The sequence below is a fragment of the Thermodesulforhabdaceae bacterium genome, from assembly GCA_037482015.1.
Taxonomy (GTDB): Bacteria; Desulfobacterota; Syntrophobacteria; order Syntrophobacterales; family Thermodesulforhabdaceae; genus JAOACS01.
In genome coordinates this window covers 138,731-161,207 of sequence record JBBFKT010000003.1, presented here as the reverse complement: position 1 = coordinate 161,207, position 22,477 = coordinate 138,731, and the positions used below count along the sequence as shown (strand labels likewise).

Below are 22,477 nucleotides of genomic sequence, written 5' to 3'. Positions count from 1 at the left end.
CATGGCAAAAAAGCAGGAAAAAAGTCTCTACAGGTGTGCCTCTTGCGGTTACGAATCTCCAAAGTGGCTGGGAAAGTGCCCGGAGTGTGGTCTGTGGGATAGCTTTGAGAATGTTGTCGCTGTTCCTCGAGAATCGTCAATTCGAGGGGGCAGATCTTTTACATCAAGTCCGCCCGAGGTTCAATTCCTTAGTGATGTTGAGCTTACGCCGGAATATCGTATTAACACGCCCATTTTGGAGTGGGATCGAGTCCTGGGCGGTGGTCTTGTGCCTGGATCTTTGGTGCTCATTGCCGGAGATCCGGGTATGGGAAAATCCACCCTTCTCCTTCAGGTTCTTGCAACTCTCAGCACTTCCCACAAAGTGCTTTATGTGTCTGGGGAAGAAAGTGCCAGGCAAATCAGACTTCGAGCCGAAAGACTTGGTCTCGCTGATCGCCCTATCATGCTACTTACCGAAACATCTCTTGAGGCTGTTTTGGATGTGGTTCATTCTCAGCGAAACGGAATTGAAATTCTTGCAATAGATTCGATTCAAACTGTGGCATCTTCTCTTGTTGATGCTGCTCCTGGCACTGTGAGCCAGATACGTTACTGTGCTGATCGTTTGCTACAGCTTGCAAAGCTTTCTCAGGTTACGGTCATTGTCGTGGGACATGTGAACAAAGAGGGAGCGATTGCAGGTCCCAAGGCTCTCGAACATCTTGTTGATGTGGTGCTTTATCTTGAAGGTGATCCTACTCACGCTTTTCGTCTTCTTCGTTCAGTCAAAAACCGGTATGGTTCTACCAACGAAGTGGGCGTTTTCGAAATGAAAGAACGGGGACTTCAAGAAGTTACGAATCCGTCTCAGATGCTTCTTGCCGAACGCCCTGTTGACACTCCCGGTTCCGTGGTAATGGCAATGGTCGAGGGCACAAGACCTCTACTTGTGGAAATTCAAGCGCTTGTAACTTACAGTTCTCTCGCTCTTCCACGCCGAACAACCATAGGATTTGATAGCGGAAGAGCTTCGCTTCTTATGGCGGTTCTGGAAAAACAACTTCAGCTTTCCTTTGCTCAGAATGACCTTTTTATAAACGTTGCAGGAGGCATTCGTCTTACTGAACCGGCTGCCGATCTTCCTGTCTGTCTTGCCATCATGAGCAGTAGCCTCGATCGTCCTTTGCCACCTCAGATGGTAGCCTGGGGAGAAGTAGGTCTTACAGGAGAAATCCGGGGAGTGGGCTACAGCCTTCTTAGGCTTACAGAAGCTATGCGACTTGGGTTTAACGAGATTCTGATTCCTGCCTCTACTGCCGATCAATTAAATCATGAGCCCATAGCAAAAGACGCAAAACTTATAGGAGTAAAAACTCTAAAAGAAGTTATGAAAAAGGTTTTTTTTCACCAGAAGTAATTAAGACACGCAAGACACTCGCAAGATTTTTTTGTTTTTAAAGTTAGACCAAATCCTATCCTTACTTGGATGCCGGTAGAATTCCAGTAGCTTAGCAAAAAGTCACTGCCTATAGTCTTATTCACGGCCAGAGTTGGGAAGTCATTTGAAAATCTTCAGGATTATAGCCCTTTTCGCGCAAAAGGTTTTTAACTTTTCCTAAGGTTTGTTCGTCAAGGCTGGGATGTCTGCTGAGAATCCAGCCATACTTTCTACCGGGTGTTCCCACAACAGCCCAGTTGTAATCATGGGAAAGACCAATAATCCAGTAATCTCCCCAGAAAAGGTTTATGCCCAAGAAATTAAAAAAGCTGACTTTTAGTTTTGCATTGGTATTTTTGTCCACAACCCTTGCAAGACCTTTAACTTCAATTCTTTCCCCAGAGGATGTAACACAACTGTTAACCACCACTATGTCCCCGTTTTGATTGAGACTATAAAAAGCAGTGGTGTTTTTATCGCATTTTCTCTGAAATTTATTCGGTATCTTGGCAATTTCGTACCAAAGACCTACATAATTGCTTAAATCGACATAACCAACGGTTTCCAGGTTTTTACTATCCGGACTACTTTTTTCCATAAAATGCTCACATCCTCCCAGCGAAATTAGCAAAACCAAAATTCCTAAAAGCACAATATACTTCCAGGACGTGTTCATCTTACACCCACTATCTAATTAAATCTTCATAGCTATTATTCATAATTTATCTTTATCAGACAGCAGCCCTTTGTAAATCTTTATAAAGTGAAATAAGACAAATTTGAAAGAACTCTTATCTCCTAAGTGGATAATTTTAAAGAAACCTAGAACTTTTTTGGTGGCTCTTGCTATTTTCTCAATTACGTAATTAAAAATTTATGCTGACCCCATAATAGTATGAGGGGATTCGAAAATTCCTGTTATTGGGTGAATTTATAAGCTTCCCTTCCCTATTTGTAAGATCTTTCTGGGAGTGGAGAGATAGGGAACGACTTAAGGTATGGCCTAATCACAGAAACGCAGGGAACACAGAGGTAGATAAAACTTTTCGAACATCCTCTGAGATCACTGAGGGTGTTTTAAAAAACTCTGTAATAAATTGTGGGGGGCACCCCATGCGTCGTCCCACAGTTATGTGGTGAATCATATATTGAGGTCGTTTTTAGTCACCTGAGTCTGGGGAGATTTTCCAAGCTGAATTTCGTCATTCAAGGCATCATCGTAGGGGCAACCCCTTGTGGTTGCCGCATAATAGGGCAGGCACAAGGCCTGCCCCTACAGACTTCATCCTCCCCCTGTGAGGTTGTTTTACATGTAAGGGCAACCGGCGGTCACTCCCACAATATCCCCTTATACGCGCATCAACCAATATCGTAAAATGGCCGACGTTACGAACATATCACCCCACTTTTTAGAACACCCTCTAGGATCAATTGACAAATCAAAAATATTTCGTTAAACGAGATACTAACTTTGCTACTGAAGTAGCATGATAACTTTAAGTAAGGCTAAAACTTCTTAATAAACAAAGCCAAGAAGGCTCTCATTCATTTATTTCATTAGAGTAAAACCAGCTTAATTTTAAAAAACAGGGGATAATTTGATGGCTCGGCCTCTTGTTCTTTTCGTCATAAATTCTTCCCTTACGGAAGTTCTTCTAAGGGGTGTAGAGCTTTTTCGGCAAAACTACGGCGATCTCCTTCGCGTCAGAGCCTTTAGCACTTCCGACATTGAAGAAGAGTCTATTACGTCAGTAACAGTTGCTGAGAGTCTGAAGGAAGCTGACATGGTTTTCCTTGACATTAGAGGAGGTGGCAAAAGTGCCGCTCTGTGCGCCAGGATCCTACCGGATACCCAGCAACCTGTGGCCGTCCTTCTGGGGGGCTCACCGGATATTATGGCTCTTTTAAGACTGGGATCCTTCTCCATGAAGGCTATCTTCAGCAAATCGTCTTCATCAAAACCTCCCTCTCTTGCCACCCTGCAACGCTTAACAAAACTTGTAGAAACCTGTGGCAGCCTTCTTCCTTTTGGAAAACTCAAGCATGCTCGTAACTGGGCCCGAATGATGCAATACTGGCATCAGGGAGGGCAGGAGAATATTAAAAACCTGCTTGCCTTTGCGGCGAGAGAATATCTCGGTCTGAAACTTCCAAAACCTCCCAAACCCAGAAAGTATCCTGACCTTGGTATTTTTGATCCTCTCTCAGGAAAAACTTACGAAACCCTTGAAAAATACTGGCAAGAAGAAGGCTTAGATCCTGATAAGCCCTCGGTAGGATTACTTTTTTACGGAGGCATGCATTTCTCTCAGAGCGTCGTTCCCGCAAAGGCTTTTGCCCGTCGTCTCAAGGCAATGGGCATAAACACAGTGCCGGTATTTTCCACCGCCCAGAGAAATCTCGAAGCCATCAGGACCTTTTTCCTGAACTCCTCAAAAAAGGTGAACGCAGTTGTTTACTTTCAGTGGTTTCAACTGACCACTTTCGCTGATGATTCTCCAAAGGACGGTATTGAGCTTCTGAAACAACTGGGGGTGCCCATCTTTACGGCCTGTCCCATGTATGGAAGGGAAATAGAAAAATGGGTTCAGTCTGATCAGGGACTTTCGCCCATTGAAGTAATGACCACTATAATTTTACCGGAACTGGACGGCATGATAGAACCCCTTCCTTCAGCAGGTCTTGTAGAGGTAACAGAAGGAATTCTTGAGGGTGGCATAAAGAAGGTAGTCTCCATTGAAGATCGGGTGGATCGAGCCTGTAGAAGAATAAGGAACTGGATAAAACTACAGAAAAAACCAAACCATGAAAAGCGCATTGCCTTCGTCATCTACGACAATCCTCCTGGAGAAGACAATCTTGGATCGGCAGCCTACCTGGATACCTTTGCAAGTCTAGGAGTATTGTTCAAGGAGATGGAGAAAAGGGGCTACATCGTAAAAGATCTTCCCCGGGGGGAAAGTCTCCACGAATTTCTGGTCAAAAGAGGGCTTGTTAATGATAGTTCCTGGGTAGAGAAAGAAAAAGCCTTCAAGGAAGGCTTTCACATTTCCAGAAATGAATACGTTAAGCTTTTAGAAGAAATACCCCCAGGTCAGCAGGTTATTGACGAATGGGGTTCACCGCCAGGAGATATAATGACTCTTGGCGATAGAATCCTGATCCCGGCAGTTCAATTTGGAAATATCCTTCTGGCGGTCCAGCCTACCCGAGGTTTTCATTCGGATCCAGATAAGATAAGCCACGACAAATCTCTTCCTCCCCATCACCAGTATGTAGCCTTTTACAGATGGCTCGAAAGAGTCTGGCAGGCGGACTGCATAGTCCATGTGGGAACCCACGGCACTCTGGAATTTCTGAAGGGAAAAGAAACGGGAATTAGCCAGTATTGCTTTCCTGAGGCTCTCATTGGAGACGTGGTCCACCTTTATTTTTACCATGTAGTTAATGCTTCGGAAGCAACCATTGCCAAACGCCGCACTCTGGGGGTCCTTATTAATTACAATTCTCCTTCTTTTACGGCGGCAGGACTCTATGATGATTACGCATCCTTGGAAGATCTCATAAACGAATGTATCGAAGCAAGAGTCCTGGATCCTTTAAGGGCTGAGAGGCTTGAAAAACGGGTTCTGGAAAAAGCGGAAGAACTTCACCTTAAAGCAGATAATTTGCCTTCTCTTCAGGAAGAACTCTCCATGATGAAGCGTTCTATTATTCCAAAGGGTCTTCATGTTATCGGTAACGATATAGAAGAAGATGATCGTATAGCCTTTGCTACCTTCCTTCTCAGGTATGACCGAGAAGGACTTCCTTCCCTTCATCGCTTGATTGCTGAATCTAAAGGTTATGACTATGAAGTTCTTTTATGTCCATCTCGGGCAAAGGGTGAGGTCAATGTGCCTCCTGGAGTTCTGGAAATCATCGAAAAAGAAGTAGAAGAGATGGTGCGAAAAGCCTGGCATCAATCTATTTTCCCTTCTTCAGAGCCAGCCAGGAAAGCAGTCGAAAAAGCATTGGAAGCCGCACGAAAACTTGAGGGACGATGGGAGATAGAAAACTTTTTTGTTGCTCTTTCTGGGGGTTATGTTGAACCCTCTCTGGGTGGGGATCCTTTGAGAAATCCCGATGTTCTTCCTACTGGAAGGAACTCTTTTCAGTTTGATCCTCGCTTGGTTCCTTCTGAAGAAGCCTGTCTTCGAGGCATGGAAATCGCCGAAAACACAATAAATCACTATAAGAAGATCCACGGTGTTTACCCCGAAAGTGCTGGTGTTATCCTCTGGGGATTTGAAACCACCAAAACCCGAGGTGAAACGGTGGGACAGATCCTCGGTTACCTGGGAGTCAGGGTGGTTCATAATTCTAATCCTTATCACAAGAAGATAGAAGTTATACCTTTGAAGGAGTTGGGGCGACCCCGAATAGACTGTTTGGTTCAAATCTGCGGATTTTTCAGAGACATGTATCCCAATGTAATGGATCTTTTGAACCGGGCTTTTTGTCTGGTGTCAGGTCTAGAAGAAGGTGAGGAAGAAAATTATGTGAGAAAGCACACGCTTCAGTTGAAAGAGAAACTACAGGGAAAAATTTCTGATAATCTTTTGGAAAAGGTGTCTGCAGGGCGAATTTTCGGGCCTCCCCCCGGGGAATACGGCACTCGGACTACTCATCTCATCGAGACGGGGGCATGGAAAGACGAAGAAGAAATTGCTCGCCTTTATGCAACCACTATGGGACATCTTTATGGCGATAACATCCATGGTGAGCGATACACCGAAGCTTACCGGGAAGGACTTACCCGAGTTGATGTAGTGAGCCAGATACGGGATTCTCACGAATACGAGATAATGGATTTAGACCATTATTATGAATTTTTCGGAGGACTGGCTCGAACTGTTCAGTCCGTAAAGGGATCGCCTCCAGAGATGTTGATAACAGACACTACCAAAGAGGTTGTAAGAACCGAAACCGTTACTGAGGCGCTTAACAGAGGCATTCGGACTCGTCTTCTTAATCCCAAATGGATTGATGCACTTCTGGAACATGACTACCATGGACTTCAGAAGATTGCCGATCGTGTTGAAAATCTTATCGGGTTTGCTGCCACCACTCATGCCGTGGAGAACTGGGTCTGGTCAGCCGTTGTGGATCGTTACATAAGAGACGAAAAGATGTTCAGGCGTATCGTTTCTAACAACAGATTCGCCGCTGAGGAAATCTTAAAGAGACTTCTTGAAGCGGAAAGACGAGGATATTTCAAAGCCACCGAGGAAGAAATAAAGTTACTGAAGGATCGTTATTTAGAACTGGAAGAAGTGATTGAGGAGAAGATGGAAGAATGAAGTTCCCATACTGGACAACACGAGAATATGTTTTTGCTGCAATGATAGCTGTGGCTCTTCTTCTTGTAGCAAGTATTGTCATCCCTTTTACTTTGCCTCTTCGCATTCCCGGCCTTGCCAATGCCGTAAATGGTCTGTTTGGCTCTTTTTTTGTGGTTATCGGTCTTGTAAGACTTCGCAAAAGGGGAGCTCTTATCTTGATTACGGGCATTTATTCTCTGATATGCCTTTCTGTATCACCTGTGGTTTTTGGGTTTGTTCTCTTCGGAGGACTTTTCGGGGAACTCATTTGCAGTTTGTTTTTTGGAGGCTATAAGGGGAAGCTAGCTCCTGTTGCAGGTGCCGTCCTCTACGAAATGGGCATGTTTCCCGCCGCTATGGTTCTGTCCTTCTTTTTTCTTCCTGAAAGATACAAAGATGTAGCCCCCTGGGTGTTTATTGTTGCCGAAGGCGCTATCTTTATTACATCTACTCTTGGTGCTCTGGCAGGACTCAGGGTAGCTCAGGAACTCGCCAGAGCAGGCAAATTGAGGCTGGAGTCATGAGAGCTTGCGAGGACTCTTTCTCGTCCATTATTCATCGCCTTCATCCATTCAGTAAGCTACTGGCAGGGATTGCCATTTCTGTTGTTGCCCTTTGCTTAAAAAATCCTTTCTCCCTGTGTGTTTTGCTGTCCTTTGTGATAATTCTTCTGGGCATTGCTAAAGTTCGCTTTAGCCGCCGAAAAATCCTTCTGGGAATTTTGTTTCTGTCTGTGCTAACCATTCTGAATCTTCTGGCAAGCAAGAGTTTAAGCCATGCAGCAATTTACTCTTTGCGCTTTGCCATTTTTCTCACGGCTATGCCCGTTCTTGCTGCCACCACAGACCCGCGACAGATGGCTCAGGCTCTATCAAGAACCCCTCTTCCTTCAGGTCTCACCATGGCACTTCTTCTGGTATGGCGGTTCTTCCCTGCGATGTCTCGAGAGATGGATCAAATCCAGAAGGCTTTGCTGCTTCGGGGAAACATTCCGGGAAGCTTTGTAGCGAGGATATATCGAGGCTTCCTTGTGCCCCTTGCTTTCATGGTAATAGAATATACTGATAGGATCACTCTAGCCCTGGAACTTCGGGGTTTTACACCGTCAGGTCAGAGGACTTGCTATAATCCCGTCAAAATGGGAGCAGGAGATCTCGTATTTTTTCTCATCTCCTTCGGGGTCATAGGCCTTTCTATCTGGTTCCAGAGAAGGACCATTTGAGATGATCGCTGTATCAGATCTTTCTTTTAAATATGCGGATCAGCCTTTCAAGGCTCTTGATGATATAAGCCTTGAAATTAGAAAAGGCGAAATGGTTCTGATATCGGGTTCTACTGGCTGTGGTAAATCCACTCTGGGGCTTGTGCTTGCCGGAGCCATACCGAATCTTATTCCGGGAACTATATGGGGTTCGGTATCTATAAACGGAGAAACATCTTTTTCTCAACCAGTTTCCGAAAGAGCAAAACAACTTGGTTTTCTGATGCAGAATGTGGAATACCAGTTTTTCACAGATAAAGTCTTTGACGAAGTCGCCTTTGGTCTGGAGAATTTCAGGGTTCCGCCGGAAGAGATTCCCGCTAAAGTCGAAGAAGTTCTTAACCTGGTGGGAGCGGGCAAGTTGATAAACCGCTCATTTCGAAAACTGTCGGCAGGAGAAAAACAGCGAGTAATGCTGGCTGCTCTTTTGTCGCTTAATCAGAATACGCTGGTTCTTGATGAACCCCTAGCTTATCTGGACAAAGAAGGTCAGCGAAGTTTGGTAGAACTACTGTCTCGGTTGGTTCAGAGGGGCAAAACCATCATTGTTTTTGAACATCGGCGGGAACCTTTCAAAAGAGTTTTTCCCCGGGAGATTTGGATGAAGGAAGGGAGAATCAGTTCGGAAACCCCGTGTGAAGAATTTTTTGGTGTCCTGGAGACTTATTCCTCAGGTAGCACGGTTCTTGCTTATGAAAATGTCTCTTTTAGCTGGGGTGATGAAAATCCCCTTTTCGAGGGAATCTCCTTTGAGATTAGAGAAGGTGAAAGTTTAGTCCTTCTTGGTAAAAACGGGAGTGGGAAAACTACACTTATGAATCTTGCTGTGGGATTGTTGAAACCGCTAAAGGGCAGGGTGGTTACCTGCGGTTACGATACTTCTAGGGGAGTTATTAAGGATATTGCTGATAAAGTGGCTTTTGTTTTTCAGCTGCCGGACCATCAGATATATTTCTCCAAAGTCCTCGATGAAGTCCTTTTGGGAGCTACAAGCAGAGATGCCGCTTACGAAGAACTCAAAGCTTTAGGGCTTTCGGAATTATCGGAGCGTCATCCAAGAAGTCTCTCCATGGGGCAGAAGAGGCGTCTTACTATTGCCTCTTCTCTCGCTAGAGCTCCAAAATTGATGCTTCTTGACGAACCCTCGGTAGGGCAGGATGACCTGAGTCTTGCCATGATGGTAAGAAGGCTTAATCGCTATTTAGAAAATGGAGGAGCCCTTCTTATCGCCACCCATGACGATCGAGTGGCAAAGGCTTTTGGGCATAATGTTGTAGAACTGGGGGAAATTAGATAGACACTTTAGCTTTTATGTAGTTATTGAAGTAGAATAACGAATGAACTAAATTGGGAACATTGATGATAGTGGGAGTTATGGGGTTTTCCGAAAATACCGCCTGCTGGAGTTCGGGAAGCCCTGAAGAGGCGGACTACAAATACTCCAGCCCAAACTGTGTGTATTTTCGCACTGTTTGGTTAATTAGGAAAAATGGAAGAAAGAAGGCTTGTTTTGTCTCCTTGTGGAACCAGTATATTGACGAATAATGCACCAGAGGAGATTAGTAGCCTTATAAAAAAGTATGCCAATGCCAAAAAAATTGAAGACAAGCAGGTTATAGAATACGTGGAAAATATAAAGCAAGACTTTACCAGATTATTACCTGAGGAAGCAGCGGGAAGATCTGCGGAAATTAACGGATTATATAAATTTTACAAGGGAAAGTTAGAAAAAGGTAAAAACGATGAGCACATTCTATTGGCCACGGACACTCTGTTAGGCAAGGAAACAACGGCTATTATTGGCAGCTGGTTGCAAAATAATGGCATTAAACGTATGATGATATGGAACGACATTACAGGTCTTTCTACGGATAATTTGTATGACTTTCATATTGCCGTAACAGATTTAATAAAGCGACTTCACGAAACTCTCCCAGGCTACAGAGAAAACAAATATAGAATTGTTTTTAACTTAACAGGCGGCTTTAAAAGTATTCAGGGAGTTCTCCATACTATTTCGCAATTCTATGCGGATGAATCAATTTACGTATTTGAAAAAAGCGATGAACTTCTCCGCTTCCCTCGTCTTCCAATAAAGCTAGATGTAAAAGATGAAGTCCGAAATAATTTGAGAACTTGGAGAAGGCTGGCTTTGAATCTAGCTATAACTCCTTCAGAGTGTTCGAGAATTTCGGATGCTTTTCTTTTCTTCTACGAAAAGGAGGTGACTTTATCTCCCTGGGGAGAATTGGTATGGAATCAAATAAAGAAAGACATTTACGAAGAGCGGTTTTGGGAGCCACCTTCTGATAGGATTACTTTTTACCAGGGGTTCGATAAGTTCGAGAAAGAAGTTAGAGATCTTGAAAAAGATCGTCTATATGAACTTAACAAGAGAATGGATGAACTGGCAAGATATCTTGAAGACGATAACCATCCAAATCCGGACTCTCTGAGTTGTAAAAAGCTGGTGGGTAATCCTGTGGAAGGGTGCACTCACGAGATTTACGCCTGGAGTGATAAGGATGCCAGAAGAATTTATGGAGTTTACGATAATAACAACAAACGATTTGAGATAAGGTTTCTAGGAAAGAAACTAAGATAGCTTGGAAAGTTATCTTATAGCCAAAATAGGATTTTTAAGGCAATTCTCGCAATTTTGAAAGAAATAAGAATTTTTTAGTGCTTTAGGATTATTGACCGAAAAATTTATTATTTGTTATTAAATCCCTTGTAAAAGCTGACTGAAGTCGCACAAAAGGGCCACGAAGGTCTTATATAGACTTTCGTGGCTTTTTATTTGTAAGTGGGGCTTATTGTGTATAATTAAAACCAAACAAGGAGGAAATAGATGAATACATCAATGGGGCGCTTCGTCTTTATGTTAATTCCAATCTTTTTTGTTTTACCATCTATTGTTCTAGCTACACAAGGATACAAGGAAGAAGAAATGGAAACAGTGATTGTGACTGCTACAAAAACTACCAAAAAACTTGAAAACGTCCCTGCAGTAGTAAGGGTTATAACTTCTGATGAAATAAAAACTTTGCCTGCAAAAACAGTGGGGGATTTACTGAAAGATCTGCCAGGAGTATATCCCTCCGAACCTCAGGGAGAAGGACTTGTAACGCCTCAATCCGTCACTTTACAGGGTATAGGATTTCCAGGAGCAAATCTTATACTTTTAGATGGTCAAAAGGTAAATACGCCTTTTACGGATTATGCCTATTTAACCACAATCCCGGTTCATGCAGTAGATAGAATTGAAATTATCCGTGGACCTTTTTCCGCTCTTTATGGTTCTTCTGCAGGAGGCGGAATTATAAACATAATAACAAAGGATGGAGGCTCCCGAAGTTACGTATCTCCCTGGGGACAGGCAGGAAACTTTGGTCGCTACGACGCTGGAGTTGATGCAGGAATAGTCTGGAAAGGTTTTTCTCTGGGATTGTTTTACGATCGAAAGCATACCGATAATTACTATAGCTACAACGACAGAGGACTTGACACCAGAAATAGAGACTATACCCACGATCGGTTCCACGGGAAATTGACGGGAACAATTGGACAGAACACCTTCTTCTCTTTATCAGGAGGATTTATCGACGCCGACACTGGTTTTGGCATATCCAACAATCTCAAATTGGAAAACCATCAAGAAGTAAGTCATCCTTACGTCAACTTTCAGTCGACCACCCTGTTTTCTTCCTCCTTTGAATTAAAAGCACAACTGGACTGGCTTAAAGTCAGTCACAACTACCACGGAGAAACCCTCGAAAGAGTCATACCAGCACCTCCACCTCCCAGGTTTATTTATAAAGCCTCTTTGAATAAGACTACAGGAGATAGATACCACGCAGACCTTCAGGGAAATTATAAATTTTCTGATAATATGATACTCACTCTTGGTTCAGAAGTCGCTTATTCGGATGCCGAAAAAGGTATATACGACCTTCAAACAGGTCAATTACTTCCAGTCCAGGGAAGAGCAGGGACCAAAGCAGATGTAGATGATATTATGACATCAGTCTATGCTCAATACGACTGGATTTTTTTTGAAGATTTCGAAGCCGTTTTAGGAGGACGATTCGATCATCATGACACTTACGGAAGTGAATTCTCCCCGAAGGCCTCGATAATATGGAACTACATGAAAAAGGACGGAAACATAAAGTTGTCTGTTGGAAAAGGTTTCAGAGCTCCCAGTTTGAATGAGCTTTATTCTCCACCATGGTCTATAGCGCCTTACGTTGTCTATCAGGGCAATCCCGATCTTGAGGCAGAGACAACCTGGAGTTATCAGCTTTCTTTGGAACAATATGCTCTGGATAGAAAACTCCACGGAAGGGTTACACCTTATTATACAACAGGAAAAGATTTTATCACTTCTGTAAGAAGACCTGATCCTCTTAATCCGGGGGGACAGATAATGCGACCGGAAAATATTGATAAAGTTAAAATAAAGGGCGTCGATGTTGAACTGGACTATGCCCTTACGAAGGGCATTACGGTCTTTTCAAACTATTCTTACAACGAAACAAGAAATGATAAAACCGATCAGATTCTTGACGGCTATCCAAAGCATTCAGCTTCACTGGGCATCAGGACAAACTATCAATTAAACGAAGAATGGCTCTTTTTCGGATCTTATTCTGCTAGATACAGAGGAAGTTACAGGAGCACGAGCTGGTCAAATCCTCCAGTTGTTGAAAAAGTGGGTGATTACTGGTATCACACTTCTAGAATTGGTGTCGGATGGAGAGATCTTATCGAATTTTATGTGGACTTATACAACATTTTCGACGAAAGGAAAAAAACGGACATTAATACCTACATTCCGGAATTCAACTATCTAATAGGCGCGTCTATAAAGTATCGTTTCTAGATAGACCTGCATTTCTGGGTGATTTTATAACGACCGAAAAGGCGAAGCCTGCATGTAGAGGGCTTCGCCTTGAATAATATAAGTTACACTTTCACGCTGTTGTTTCCATTCTTTGCCGCAAAATAGCGATTGAATGCGTTAAGGTAAGCTCTAGCGCTGGCTTCTATAACGTCAGGGCTCGTGCCAAGTCCCGAATAAATAGTTCCTTCAATTTCCACTCGAACCATAGCTTCTCCGAGAGCATCCGTTCCGGTGGTAACGGCTTTCAGGTCGTAATCCCTCAGTTTAGCCGATTTTTTAACGATTTTTTCGATACACTTGAAAACAGCGTCAACGGGACCATTTCCAGTTGCTGCTTCGTTTAGGTATTCTTCACCTTTTACAAGAGTTACCGACGCTATGGGGGTTATTGTGTTACCGCTCATGATCTGAATGCTATGGAAAGAGTATGTTTCTGGAACTTTAGTCAGTTCGATTTCTACTATGCTTATCAAATCTTCTGAAGATACTTCCTTTTTGCGATCCGCCACATTGAGAAATCTTTGATAAACTTTTTCAAACTGCTCTTCCGGGAGCACATATCCCAGAAGTCCAAGTTGATGTCTGAGGGCTGCTCGACCTGATCTGGCAGTAAGCACAAGCTTGTGTTCCTTAATGCCCACATCTTCAGGACGGATAATTTCATAGGTGCGCCTATCTTTGAGTATGCCGTCTTGGTGGATCCCCGATGAATGTGCAAAGGCGTTCGATCCAACAATGGCTTTGTTGGGCTGAACGGGAATGTTCATTATGCGGCTTACCATACGGCTTGTGCGATAGATTTCCTGGGTTTTAAGGTCGGTATAGGCGTTATAATGTTCGGGTCGAACTTTTATAGCCATAACGATTTCTTCCAGCGCTGCGTTTCCGGCTCGTTCACCGATACCATTTATGGTGCATTCTACCTGTTCGGCGCCATTTTTTACCGCGGCGAGAGTGTTTGCTACGGCGAGACCCAAATCATTGTGACAATGGACGCTGAGGATTACATTATCAAGTGCCGGGACTCTTTCCTTGAGAAGCCTTATTCTTTCTCCAAATTCTTCAGGGATAGCATAGCCAACCGTATCGGGAATATTTACTACCGTTGCTCCGGCTTTGATAACCGCTTCAACTACCCGGCAGAGATAATCGAAATCAGTTCTTGATGCGTCCTCGGTGGAATATTCCACGTCGCTACAGTATTTTTTAGCATAGGTTACTGCCCATACTGCCTGTTCCAGAGCCGATTCACGATCGAGTCTTAGTTTTTTCTGGAGATGAATATCTGAAGATCCCAGGAATACGTGGATTCTGGGGCGTTCAGCATTGCGCACTGCTTCCCAGGCTATATCAATATCCTGAGCAACGGCTCGAGCAAGACCGGCGATGATGGGTCCTTTGACCTGCTCCGCTACCGCTTTCACTGCCTGAAAGTCTTCGGGTGAAGAGCATGGAAAGCCGGCTTCGATAATATCCACCCCAAGGCGTGCAAGCTGTTCGGCTATTTCCAGTTTCTGGCGCTTGTTGAGTTTCGCTCCCGGAACTTGTTCCCCATCTCTTAATGTAGTATCGAATATGTGTATTTTTCGGCTCATTGCTTACTCCTTTTTCCCGTGAGTTTTCGTTGATGTTTGTTTTTTCCGTTTCCATTAACCATAGGTGAACTAGTCCGTCAGACAAATCCGCTTGAAGTCCCATTACCCATCACCCCCTTTCTTCGCCTTTTGTGATGATTGAAAATAAAAAAGCCATGGGCGGGAACCCATGGCTTTTTCTGCTTCCTTCGGCCTTTATGTTTAACCAGGTGACCGAACAGCATCCCCCCTGGGTTCCCGGACCGGAACCTCACAAGATAGGAGGAGAAGTAGCCATAACCCTTTATTGCGCCGCTCAATCACCATCAACTATTACCTCTAATACCTCGATGTTATGCTTTTTTACATTTTGTAAAAGATCCAGACGCTTTTATTTTTTATGTAAGAAATTTTCCGGAGTCAAGATAGTTTTCCAGGGTTCATAAAAATTAGAAACGCAACCTGATGTCCCATTCTTTGAACTGTCACTTCGAGTTGACTCTATCCACCTATGTCTTTGCATTATTTTTATGGGCTTGCGGGCGCCTCTGTTTCATCGAAGTGATAAATTGTCATGTAAATGTGACAGAAAGTGAGTTTTTACTTCCTAGAACATGCCTTTCTAATCCTATTTTTTAAGGATACCATTTTCCTGGCACGTTATGTGCAATTTCTCACAATGATAAGTTTTGCTCTAAAAAGATGGATTAAGAAAACAAGGAGGGAGAAAAAATGAAAAATGGTCTCCAGAAAGTATCAACTCGCATTCTTTGCTTGATATCAATTCTGCTCGGGCTTTTATTCATTGTTTCAGGAATTGGGATTTGGAGTCTTGTTAAAATTAAAAACAACAGTCTCGTCCTGGCAAAAACAGATGAGATAGCCAGAGAAATTCTTGAACTTAGAAGGCATGAAAAAAACTTCGCTCTAAGGGGGTTCAGAAAGGTTGAAGGTGATAAGCTGAATTCTGTTGAAAAATGGGAAGTAGAATATGGCAAACTTATAGAAGTTTGTTCAGATATAATGAAAGATAAAAATTTGCCTGATTCTTACCGTAAGCTTTTGGAAGCTTCAGTGGATGGGCTCAAAAAATATCGCGATGCCTTTATTTCGAAATACGTAGCGTCCTATCAGCCAAAAGAGGATGCCTTTAATGAATGGCGAGATCTAGCTGAAAAAATTACGGGACAACTTCAATCAATGGAGAACGCCGAAAAGCTTCACGAATTTAAAGAAGCTTTTCTTTTCATGAGGCTTAGAGCTCTTTACGCTGTTCATTTCCAGGATGATAAAGCTTTTGATGCCTACGAAAATCAGTTGAAAGTAGTTCAAAATGCGCTTGCAAAGCTAGAAGGAAACATCCCCCAAGAGAACTTTTCTGTTCTAAAAGGTTCTGTTGATTCATACGGAGATGTCGGAAAAAAATATCGCAATGCCATGAGAATGGGGGTTCAGGGTGAAAAAGAAATGATAGCTACGAGCCGAGAAGCGCTTGATAAGATCGATGAATTAAGCAATCTGCTTCGGAATGATTCTTTTCGCAATATAAACATTCTTCAAAAGCTCCTTGCGGCTTGCTCTTTTGGAGGACTCATTATCGGCTTGGTTGTAGGTTTTCTGGTGACTCGATCCATAACAAAATCTCTTTCTAAGGTGGAAAAAGAGGTTTCCAGAGGCACTGAAGAAATTGCTTCGGTTTCATCTGTTCTCATTTCCGAGAATCACAAGCTTGCTGAGGGCGCATCTGAACAGGCAGCTTCAGTTGAAGAAAGTTCTGCCTCCATTGAAGAAATTTCGTCCATGGCAAAACAAAACAGTGCAAGGGCCGATGAAATTAAACAGCTAATGACAACCACAGAATTAGCAATGACTCAGGCTAATGCCGCTTTGAAAGATACAGTATCAGCTATGGATGATATTAAGCGAGCCGGTGAAGAGACTTACTCTATTGTGAAAAAGATTGATGAGATAGCTTTCCAAACAAACCTACTGGCTCTTAACGCGGCTGTAGAAGCAGCTCGAGCTGGTGAGGCTGGAGCCGGCTTTGCTGTCGTAGCTGACGAAGTCAGATCTCTTGCTTTAAAAGCAGCTCAAGCAGCAAAAGAAACCAGCCAGCTTATTGAGTTATCTGCTCAAAAGATTACCAACGGGAGAACCTTGATTCTTAAGGTCGAAGAATCCTTTGAAAAAGTGCTGGCTTTGGAAAAGAAAGTTAATTCTCTGGTAGAAGAAATTGCTCAAAGTTCCCAGGAACAGTCCGTAGGTATAGAACAGCTTTCTGTGGCTCTCAGAGAAATCGACACTGTAGTTAATCGAAATGCCGCTACAGCAGAACAGGTAGCCTCTATGGCTCAAGAACTGGGAGTTCGCGTAAGAGATATCCGTAAGGCTGTTAATGAACTTAGAACTCTAGTAAGCGGAGTCGATACAGAACAAACTTTAGAGATAGAGCCCAGGGAAGAAAAGAAACCGGTTCTTCAAATCATTAGAACCAAAGCTATTGCTAAGAAAAATCGACTTTTTGAGAAGTCAAAGGAAGAAGGCAAGCTCCTGGCACGTATGGTTGAAAAGCAGGAGTAGGATAAATGAAAGTTTCCGTAAAGACCATCATAGTCCTTCTCATGATTCTCATCATTCTTCCATTCGTTGTTCTTGATGCGTCCATTTTGATTCGTATGACCGATGCGAAGAAGCGACATGCGGAGGAAAAGCTCTTTAGAACACTCGAAGATATTGAAAAACCACTTGAACACCTTATGACTTCATCATGTGATTTGCTTCTTCAGATTATTCAAGCCGCCAACCAGCAATCTTTTGAGGAATCGGAACGTCTTATTAATCTTTTGATGGAGTCCCTTAAAGATCGCTACGCCAGCGCAGGTCTGGTTGATGAAAACGGGCTGGTGGCTAAAACATTTCCACCAGTGCTGTTTTCTATTGATGTAAGCGATAGAGCCTGGTTTCAAAAAGTCCGAAGCTTAAAAGGCCCAATTGTGGGACATTATCTTGTGGAGCGTGTGACTGGACAGCCTGGCCTTGTGCTGGCTCGAGCTGTTGAAAAGCCGGACGGTTCTTTTGGTGGAGCCGCTTTTGTTGTTATTCGGTGGACTTACCTGCAAAGTATCTTGACGTCCTTTGTTCTTCCTCCCGATGCTATAGCAACAATTCGGGATTCTGAAGGGCTTGTGCTTGCCAGAACTCTGGAGCCGGAAAAATGGATCGGAAAAAAGCTACCCGAGGCGGATATTTTTCAGAAAATCAGCGGTAGAATCGGTAGAGCCTCCCTACAAGCTAGAGGTATTGATGGTATCGAGAGAATTTACGTTTACAGCTTCATAGGCGGTTCCTTCGAGCAAGGAGGTATTTACCTTTCTGTAGGTATTCCTGCTGAAAAGGTCCTCGAACCAGTAAGAAGACAAGCGATGATCGAAGGTATTATTGCTGCCGGGGTTTGTCTCCTTGCTGTGATTGCAGGATGGTTATTTGGGAAAAGAGTTATTCTCGAACCGGTGGATGCAATTAGAAAAGCTGTGGAGGAATTTATTCATAATATTCGCTATAGGATTCCTGTTTCATCATCATGGCCTTTGGAACTTAAAAGTCTCGCTTTTGCGTTTAACGATATGGGAGATAGGCTATCAGAGTCCATAAGGAAATACGAAGAGAGTCAAACAGATCTCAGGCGTCTTGTGGATCAAATTCCGGGGATTCTTTACCGTGCAGAACCGGATTCTCCACTTTCGTATATTTTTGTCAGTTCGCAGATTAGGGAATTTCTAGGGATTGAAGAAGCGGTTGAATATCCCTTCCCATGGTTCGATGTTATCCACAAGGAGGATAAAGACAGAGTTCTTGCCGAGATAAAACGATTCGTCCATGATGCTGAAGCTACTCTGCTTCGCCTGGAATATAGAGTTGTGGATAAATCGGGTATTGTTAAGTGGGTTCGAGATGAAGCAATTAAAATCTATAACGGCAAGAAGTTCGTAATTCAGGGGATATGGCGAGATATTTCCTGGAGAATCAGATCAGATTGGGAAATAAGACTTCTGAGGGAAGCTCTTGATAGAAGTTCCGATGGATTTGTGCTTGTGGGAAGTAAGGGACGGATTTTGTGGGCAAATAAAGCCTTTTTGATGATGACAGAATGTCCTGATATTCAACTTTGTGAAGAGATAAAAGCTATTCTTTTGCCTATCATAGCGCTTGACCAGGCTGGCATGGAGTTTCTAAAAGCTTTGGAAGAGGGACAAGCTTGGAGAGGGCGTGTAAGAGTCTTTTCCAAGCCTGATAAAGAAGCTTCCGTGTGGGACGTGTCGATTTCCTTGTGGACGAGCAAAGAAGATAAGCAACGAAAACTTCTTTTCTTTAGAGATGTGACAAAAGAAGTAAGCCTTCAGAATCAGCTCTTTATTGCCCAAAAAATGGAAAGCCTGGGGACTCTTGCAACAGGATTGCTCATGATTTCAACAACATCCTTATGATTATCCTGGGCTATACCGAGATCGCTCTTATGAAAATGGCAGAAAATCATCCATTGAGATCTTTTCTAGAAGAAGTTTTTCAGGCTGGTAACAGAGCCAAACGTCTTGTGGATGGTATTTTGCGGTTTGCCAGAGGGGCACCGGAGGATAAAATTCCGGTTTCTCTGTCGGTTCTGATCAAGGAAAACGTCAAGTTTTTGCAACAGCTTATACCGAGTAACATAGAATTTGTAAGCAAAATTGAGGTTACACCCGGAGAAGATGATACCGTTCTGGCTTCACCCACCGAATTTCAGCAGATCTTGATGAACCTTGTTGTTAATGCTGTGCAGGCGATAGAGGATCGAGGAAGGATCACTATAAGCTTAAGAAAGTGTTTTACTGAGGATGGGTTTCCGAACGGCCTGGAAGTCGGAAAGAGTTCTTACATGAAGTTATGCGTTAGCGATACCGGTTGTGGTATTGATCCTTCGATTATCCATCGTATTTTTGATCCCTGTTTTACAACAAAGCCACCTGGGCAAGGCACAGGAATGGGACTTACTATTGTCTATAACGCCGTAAAAAACATGGGAGGTATGATACAAGTAGAAAGCAGACCCAAAAAGGGGACAACCTTCAAGATTCTTATACCAGTTTTGGACAAAAAGGCTGTTGAAACTCAAAAAGAATGGGTTGGAGAAGATAGCAAGGATGTCTCTAAAGCTTATCGACAGCTTATGAGAGTTCTTGTTGTTGATGATGACGAAGCTCTACTAAAGATGCTTAAAATTGAACTTGAAATGGAAGGATTTCATGTTACGACCTTTTCCTGTCCTTACGAAGCATTAAAAAGCTTTGCGGAATCGCCCTTTAGCTTCGATGTGGCAATTGTTGATTATCGGATGCCAAAGATGACCGGTTTGGAGCTTGTCAGGCGATTTTTCAGTATTCGTCCAGACTTTCCCATGGTAGTTATGACGGGATATTTGGAAGAAAAAATGAAAAAGGAAGCCGAACTCTTAGGTGTTCGCTTCGTGATAGTGAAGCCAGTTTCACTGAGCGATATGGTTTCCATCCTTCAAGCTTGTGGAGAGATTGGAAAGGCTCACGAAGAGTCAGTTCAAGAACGTCTATAAAGAGGAAATATGAAGTATGGTTGAATGGATTATTCTAACTTCAATATGCATTCAGCTTACAGCCGCTGTTATGGCTGCCAGGTTCTTCAAGGAAAACCCTGCTAAAGGAGCCTGGCTTTTTGTGTGTATTGCTATTTTGCTTATGGTTTTTAGAAGGTTTTTCGGACTTATTCGAATAACAACCGGATCGGGTGAGATACTGGAAACAGTCAGTTTTGTGGAAGAATCGATTGGACTTGGAACTTCTTTGCTTCTTCTTTTAGGTGTTTACCGTTTGGGATTTCTTTTTAGATTTGTTCAAAACACTACTCAAAAGCTAATAACGAGCGAAAAACGCTATAGAGCGATTTTTCATAATGTTTCCGATGCTATTTTGATTATTGGTAGGGAAGGGAATATTTTGGATGCTAACAGTTCGGCGGAGAAGCTTTTCGGCTTTTCTATCGATAAGCTACGAGGTTCGCACCTTTCTCTTTTTAGCGCCCCTGATCAGATCGAAGGAACTTCCGTTCAGGAAATAATTCATTCGGGTATTCAAAACAGTGGTAAGAGCCATGAGTGGATATTAATAGGGGAAGATGGGAGAAGGATTGAAGCAGAAGTTCGAGCAAGTCGGTTGGTTACCAATGGTGAAGAGGGGATTTTGTGTGTATTTAGGGATCGGACCAGGGAAAAGCAGGCTGAGCGAGAACTCAGGAAAAGCTGGGAGTATTTGGAATTGGTGCTAGATAGGAATCCTATGCCCATTTTTGTTATAGATCAGGAAGGGAGAGTTGCGTTATGGAACACCTCCTGTGAGAATCTTACTGGTATTTCGAGAACAGAAATAATAGGCAAAAAACCAGGGGAAGGTTTTGGAGTGCTTTATCCGGGAAGGGAAATTCCTCCAGCTACATTGGCTGAACTTCTTATCACATTTGATGCTGAAACACTTGTTAAAAAGATGAGCAAAAAAGGTGTTTCTAGGTATCCCTTGATACCGGAAGCGATTACCTGCGAGGTTATCTTCGAAGTTGAGGGAAAACCCAAGATTGCAAGACTAATTGCGTCAAGGCTTTATGATCGAAAGGGACGGTTGATCGGGGCTATTCAGATCGCTCATGATGTTACTCTGGAACGCTCTATGGAACGCTACATGTCTCATCTTCAAAGAATGGAAGCTTTGGGAAGGCTTGCTGCTGGTATAGCTCACGACTTTAGAAACATTTTGATGGTCATCCAGAACAGCATGGAGCTCATTGTTCGGGAGTTAAAAGATCATTCTCAAATAGCTCGGCATAGAAGAGAGATAGAACTGGCTTTAGGTCAGGGAGTTTCTCTTTGCCGTCAGTTGATGGGATTTGCAAGGGGAGGCGAAGAGGAAAGGGAAGAAAAGCCCAGGGCTATAAGTGTGAATGGAGTTATTCAGACTCTGGAAAAATTTGTTCGACGAATTTTTCGGGAAAATATCCATCTGCAGTTTGAACTTGATCCTCTGGCTGGAAGTGTCAAAGCCTTACCGGGGCAGATTGATCGCATCCTGCTTAATCTTTTCCTTAATGCTCAGGATGCCATGCCCGAAGGAGGCACACTTTTGGTAAAGAGCAGGGATGTTCGAGTTCCTCCCGAAGAAATTCCGCCTGGTGAGGAAAACGTGAAGCCTGGCAGATTTGTGCTTGTCACGGTGAAGGATACTGGGGTGGGGATGGACGAAAAAACGCTTCAGAAAATATTTGAGCCTTTTTATTCTAGGAAGGAAAGTGGTGGGCATGGGTTGGGGCTTTATATAGTTTGGAGCGAATTAAAGAGGCTTGGAGGTTTTGTGAGAGTTGAAAGCTCCTATTCTCTGGGAACGGCTTTTCATGTTTATTTCCCGGTGTGGGAGGAAGAAGGGGAGGATTGGGAGGTAGAAAGTGTAAAATCTGATCAGGAAGAGAAAGTATTCCTTGTAGAATCGTTGAAACCTAGAAGGGTGCTGGTTGTGGAAGATAATCTGGCTCTCAGAAATGTTTTATGTGAGATGCTGGTGTCTTTTGGTCATAAGGTTGAAAAAGCCGGATCGGTTAAGGAAGCGCTTCATTTGGTAGAGAGAATCGGAAAAGATCTGGATGTGGTTATTTCTGATATAGGACTTCCTGATGGTGATGGGTATGAAATGATTAAGGAAATTTCTCGTCGCCTGCCGCATATTAAATCTGTTCTAATGACCGAATATGTCAGAGGAGAGGTAATTGAAGCTTGCAGAGCTGAGAATATTCTTTTGCTTTACAAGCCATTTTCTGCGACTAAGCTTCAGGAAATATTTGCCTCTTTGGAAAGATCTGATGTAGAGTTTTTGGGAAGGAATCAGAACAGGAAAGGCAGCAGTTGAA

Annotated in this window: 13 protein-coding genes; 11 read left to right on the top strand and 2 right to left on the bottom strand. The window is 43.2% G+C overall.

Going from position 1 to position 22,477, the window contains the following annotated elements:
* The first annotated feature begins 1 nt into the window (after position 1).
* Positions 2-1,399 carry a DNA repair protein RadA gene (gene radA, locus WHS38_06120; GenBank protein ID MEJ5300548.1) on the top strand — a complete coding sequence of 466 codons (1,398 nt, stop codon included), beginning with the start codon at positions 2-4 and terminating at the stop codon, positions 1,397-1,399.
* A 121-nt stretch (positions 1,400-1,520) separates the two neighbouring features.
* On the opposite strand, the gene WHS38_06115 is transcribed toward radA, so the two are convergent.
* A complete protein-coding gene (locus WHS38_06115; protein MEJ5300547.1) occupies positions 1,521-2,018 on the bottom strand; it encodes a lipocalin family protein in 498 nt (165 codons plus the stop codon).
* A 1,003-nt stretch (positions 2,019-3,021) separates the two neighbouring features.
* Between WHS38_06115 and bchH the strand changes: the two genes are divergently transcribed.
* The 6 genes from bchH to WHS38_06085 all read left to right on the top strand — a co-directional run bounded on the left by bchH (position 3,022) and on the right by WHS38_06085 (position 12,929).
* Positions 3,022-6,762, top strand: a complete 3,741-nt coding sequence (gene bchH, locus WHS38_06110) for a magnesium chelatase subunit H (protein MEJ5300546.1) — start codon at positions 3,022-3,024, stop codon at positions 6,760-6,762.
* Positions 6,759-7,307 (top strand): hypothetical protein, encoded by a 549-nt coding sequence (locus WHS38_06105; GenBank protein ID MEJ5300545.1) that lies wholly within the window; start codon positions 6,759-6,761, stop codon positions 7,305-7,307. Before bchH ends, WHS38_06105 begins: the two co-directional genes overlap by 4 nt.
* Positions 7,304-8,005: an energy-coupling factor transporter transmembrane component T gene (locus WHS38_06100; protein MEJ5300544.1), complete on the top strand. Its 702-nt coding sequence runs from the start codon at positions 7,304-7,306 to the stop codon at positions 8,003-8,005. Before WHS38_06105 ends, WHS38_06100 begins: the two co-directional genes overlap by 4 nt.
* A 1-nt stretch (position 8,006) precedes the next feature.
* Positions 8,007-9,341 (top strand): ABC transporter ATP-binding protein, encoded by a 1,335-nt coding sequence (locus WHS38_06095; protein MEJ5300543.1) that lies wholly within the window; start codon positions 8,007-8,009, stop codon positions 9,339-9,341.
* 192 nt (positions 9,342-9,533) lie between these two features.
* The gene (locus WHS38_06090; protein MEJ5300542.1) at positions 9,534-10,649 is read left to right on the top strand and encodes a hypothetical protein; all 1,116 of its coding nucleotides are present in this window, start codon (positions 9,534-9,536) and stop codon (positions 10,647-10,649) included.
* Positions 10,650-10,895: 246 nt separating this feature from the next.
* Positions 10,896-12,929 (top strand): TonB-dependent receptor, encoded by a 2,034-nt coding sequence (locus WHS38_06085; protein MEJ5300541.1) that lies wholly within the window; start codon positions 10,896-10,898, stop codon positions 12,927-12,929.
* 83 nt (positions 12,930-13,012) lie between these two features.
* Here WHS38_06085 and WHS38_06080 read toward each other — a convergent pair whose 3' ends face one another.
* Positions 13,013-14,545, bottom strand: coding sequence for a 2-isopropylmalate synthase (locus WHS38_06080; GenBank protein ID MEJ5300540.1), 1,533 nt, complete (start codon positions 14,543-14,545; stop codon positions 13,013-13,015).
* A 711-nt stretch (positions 14,546-15,256) separates the two neighbouring features.
* Here WHS38_06080 and WHS38_06075 point away from each other — a divergent pair.
* Genes WHS38_06075 through WHS38_06060 form a run of 4 tightly spaced genes read left to right on the top strand, consistent with a single transcriptional unit; the run spans position 15,257 to position 22,476 of the window.
* Positions 15,257-17,104 carry a methyl-accepting chemotaxis protein gene (locus tag WHS38_06075; GenBank protein MEJ5300539.1) on the top strand — a complete coding sequence of 616 codons (1,848 nt, stop codon included), beginning with the start codon at positions 15,257-15,259 and terminating at the stop codon, positions 17,102-17,104.
* A gap of 5 nt (positions 17,105-17,109) precedes the next feature.
* Positions 17,110-19,008: a PAS domain-containing protein gene (locus tag WHS38_06070; GenBank protein ID MEJ5300538.1), complete on the top strand. Its 1,899-nt coding sequence runs from the start codon at positions 17,110-17,112 to the stop codon at positions 19,006-19,008.
* 29 nt (positions 19,009-19,037) lie between these two features.
* Positions 19,038-20,126 (top strand): ATP-binding protein, encoded by a 1,089-nt coding sequence (locus WHS38_06065; GenBank protein ID MEJ5300537.1) that lies wholly within the window; start codon positions 19,038-19,040, stop codon positions 20,124-20,126.
* A 16-nt stretch (positions 20,127-20,142) separates the two neighbouring features.
* Positions 20,143-22,476 (top strand): PAS domain S-box protein, encoded by a 2,334-nt coding sequence (locus WHS38_06060; GenBank protein MEJ5300536.1) that lies wholly within the window; start codon positions 20,143-20,145, stop codon positions 22,474-22,476.
* Position 22,477: the final 1 nt, after the last annotated feature.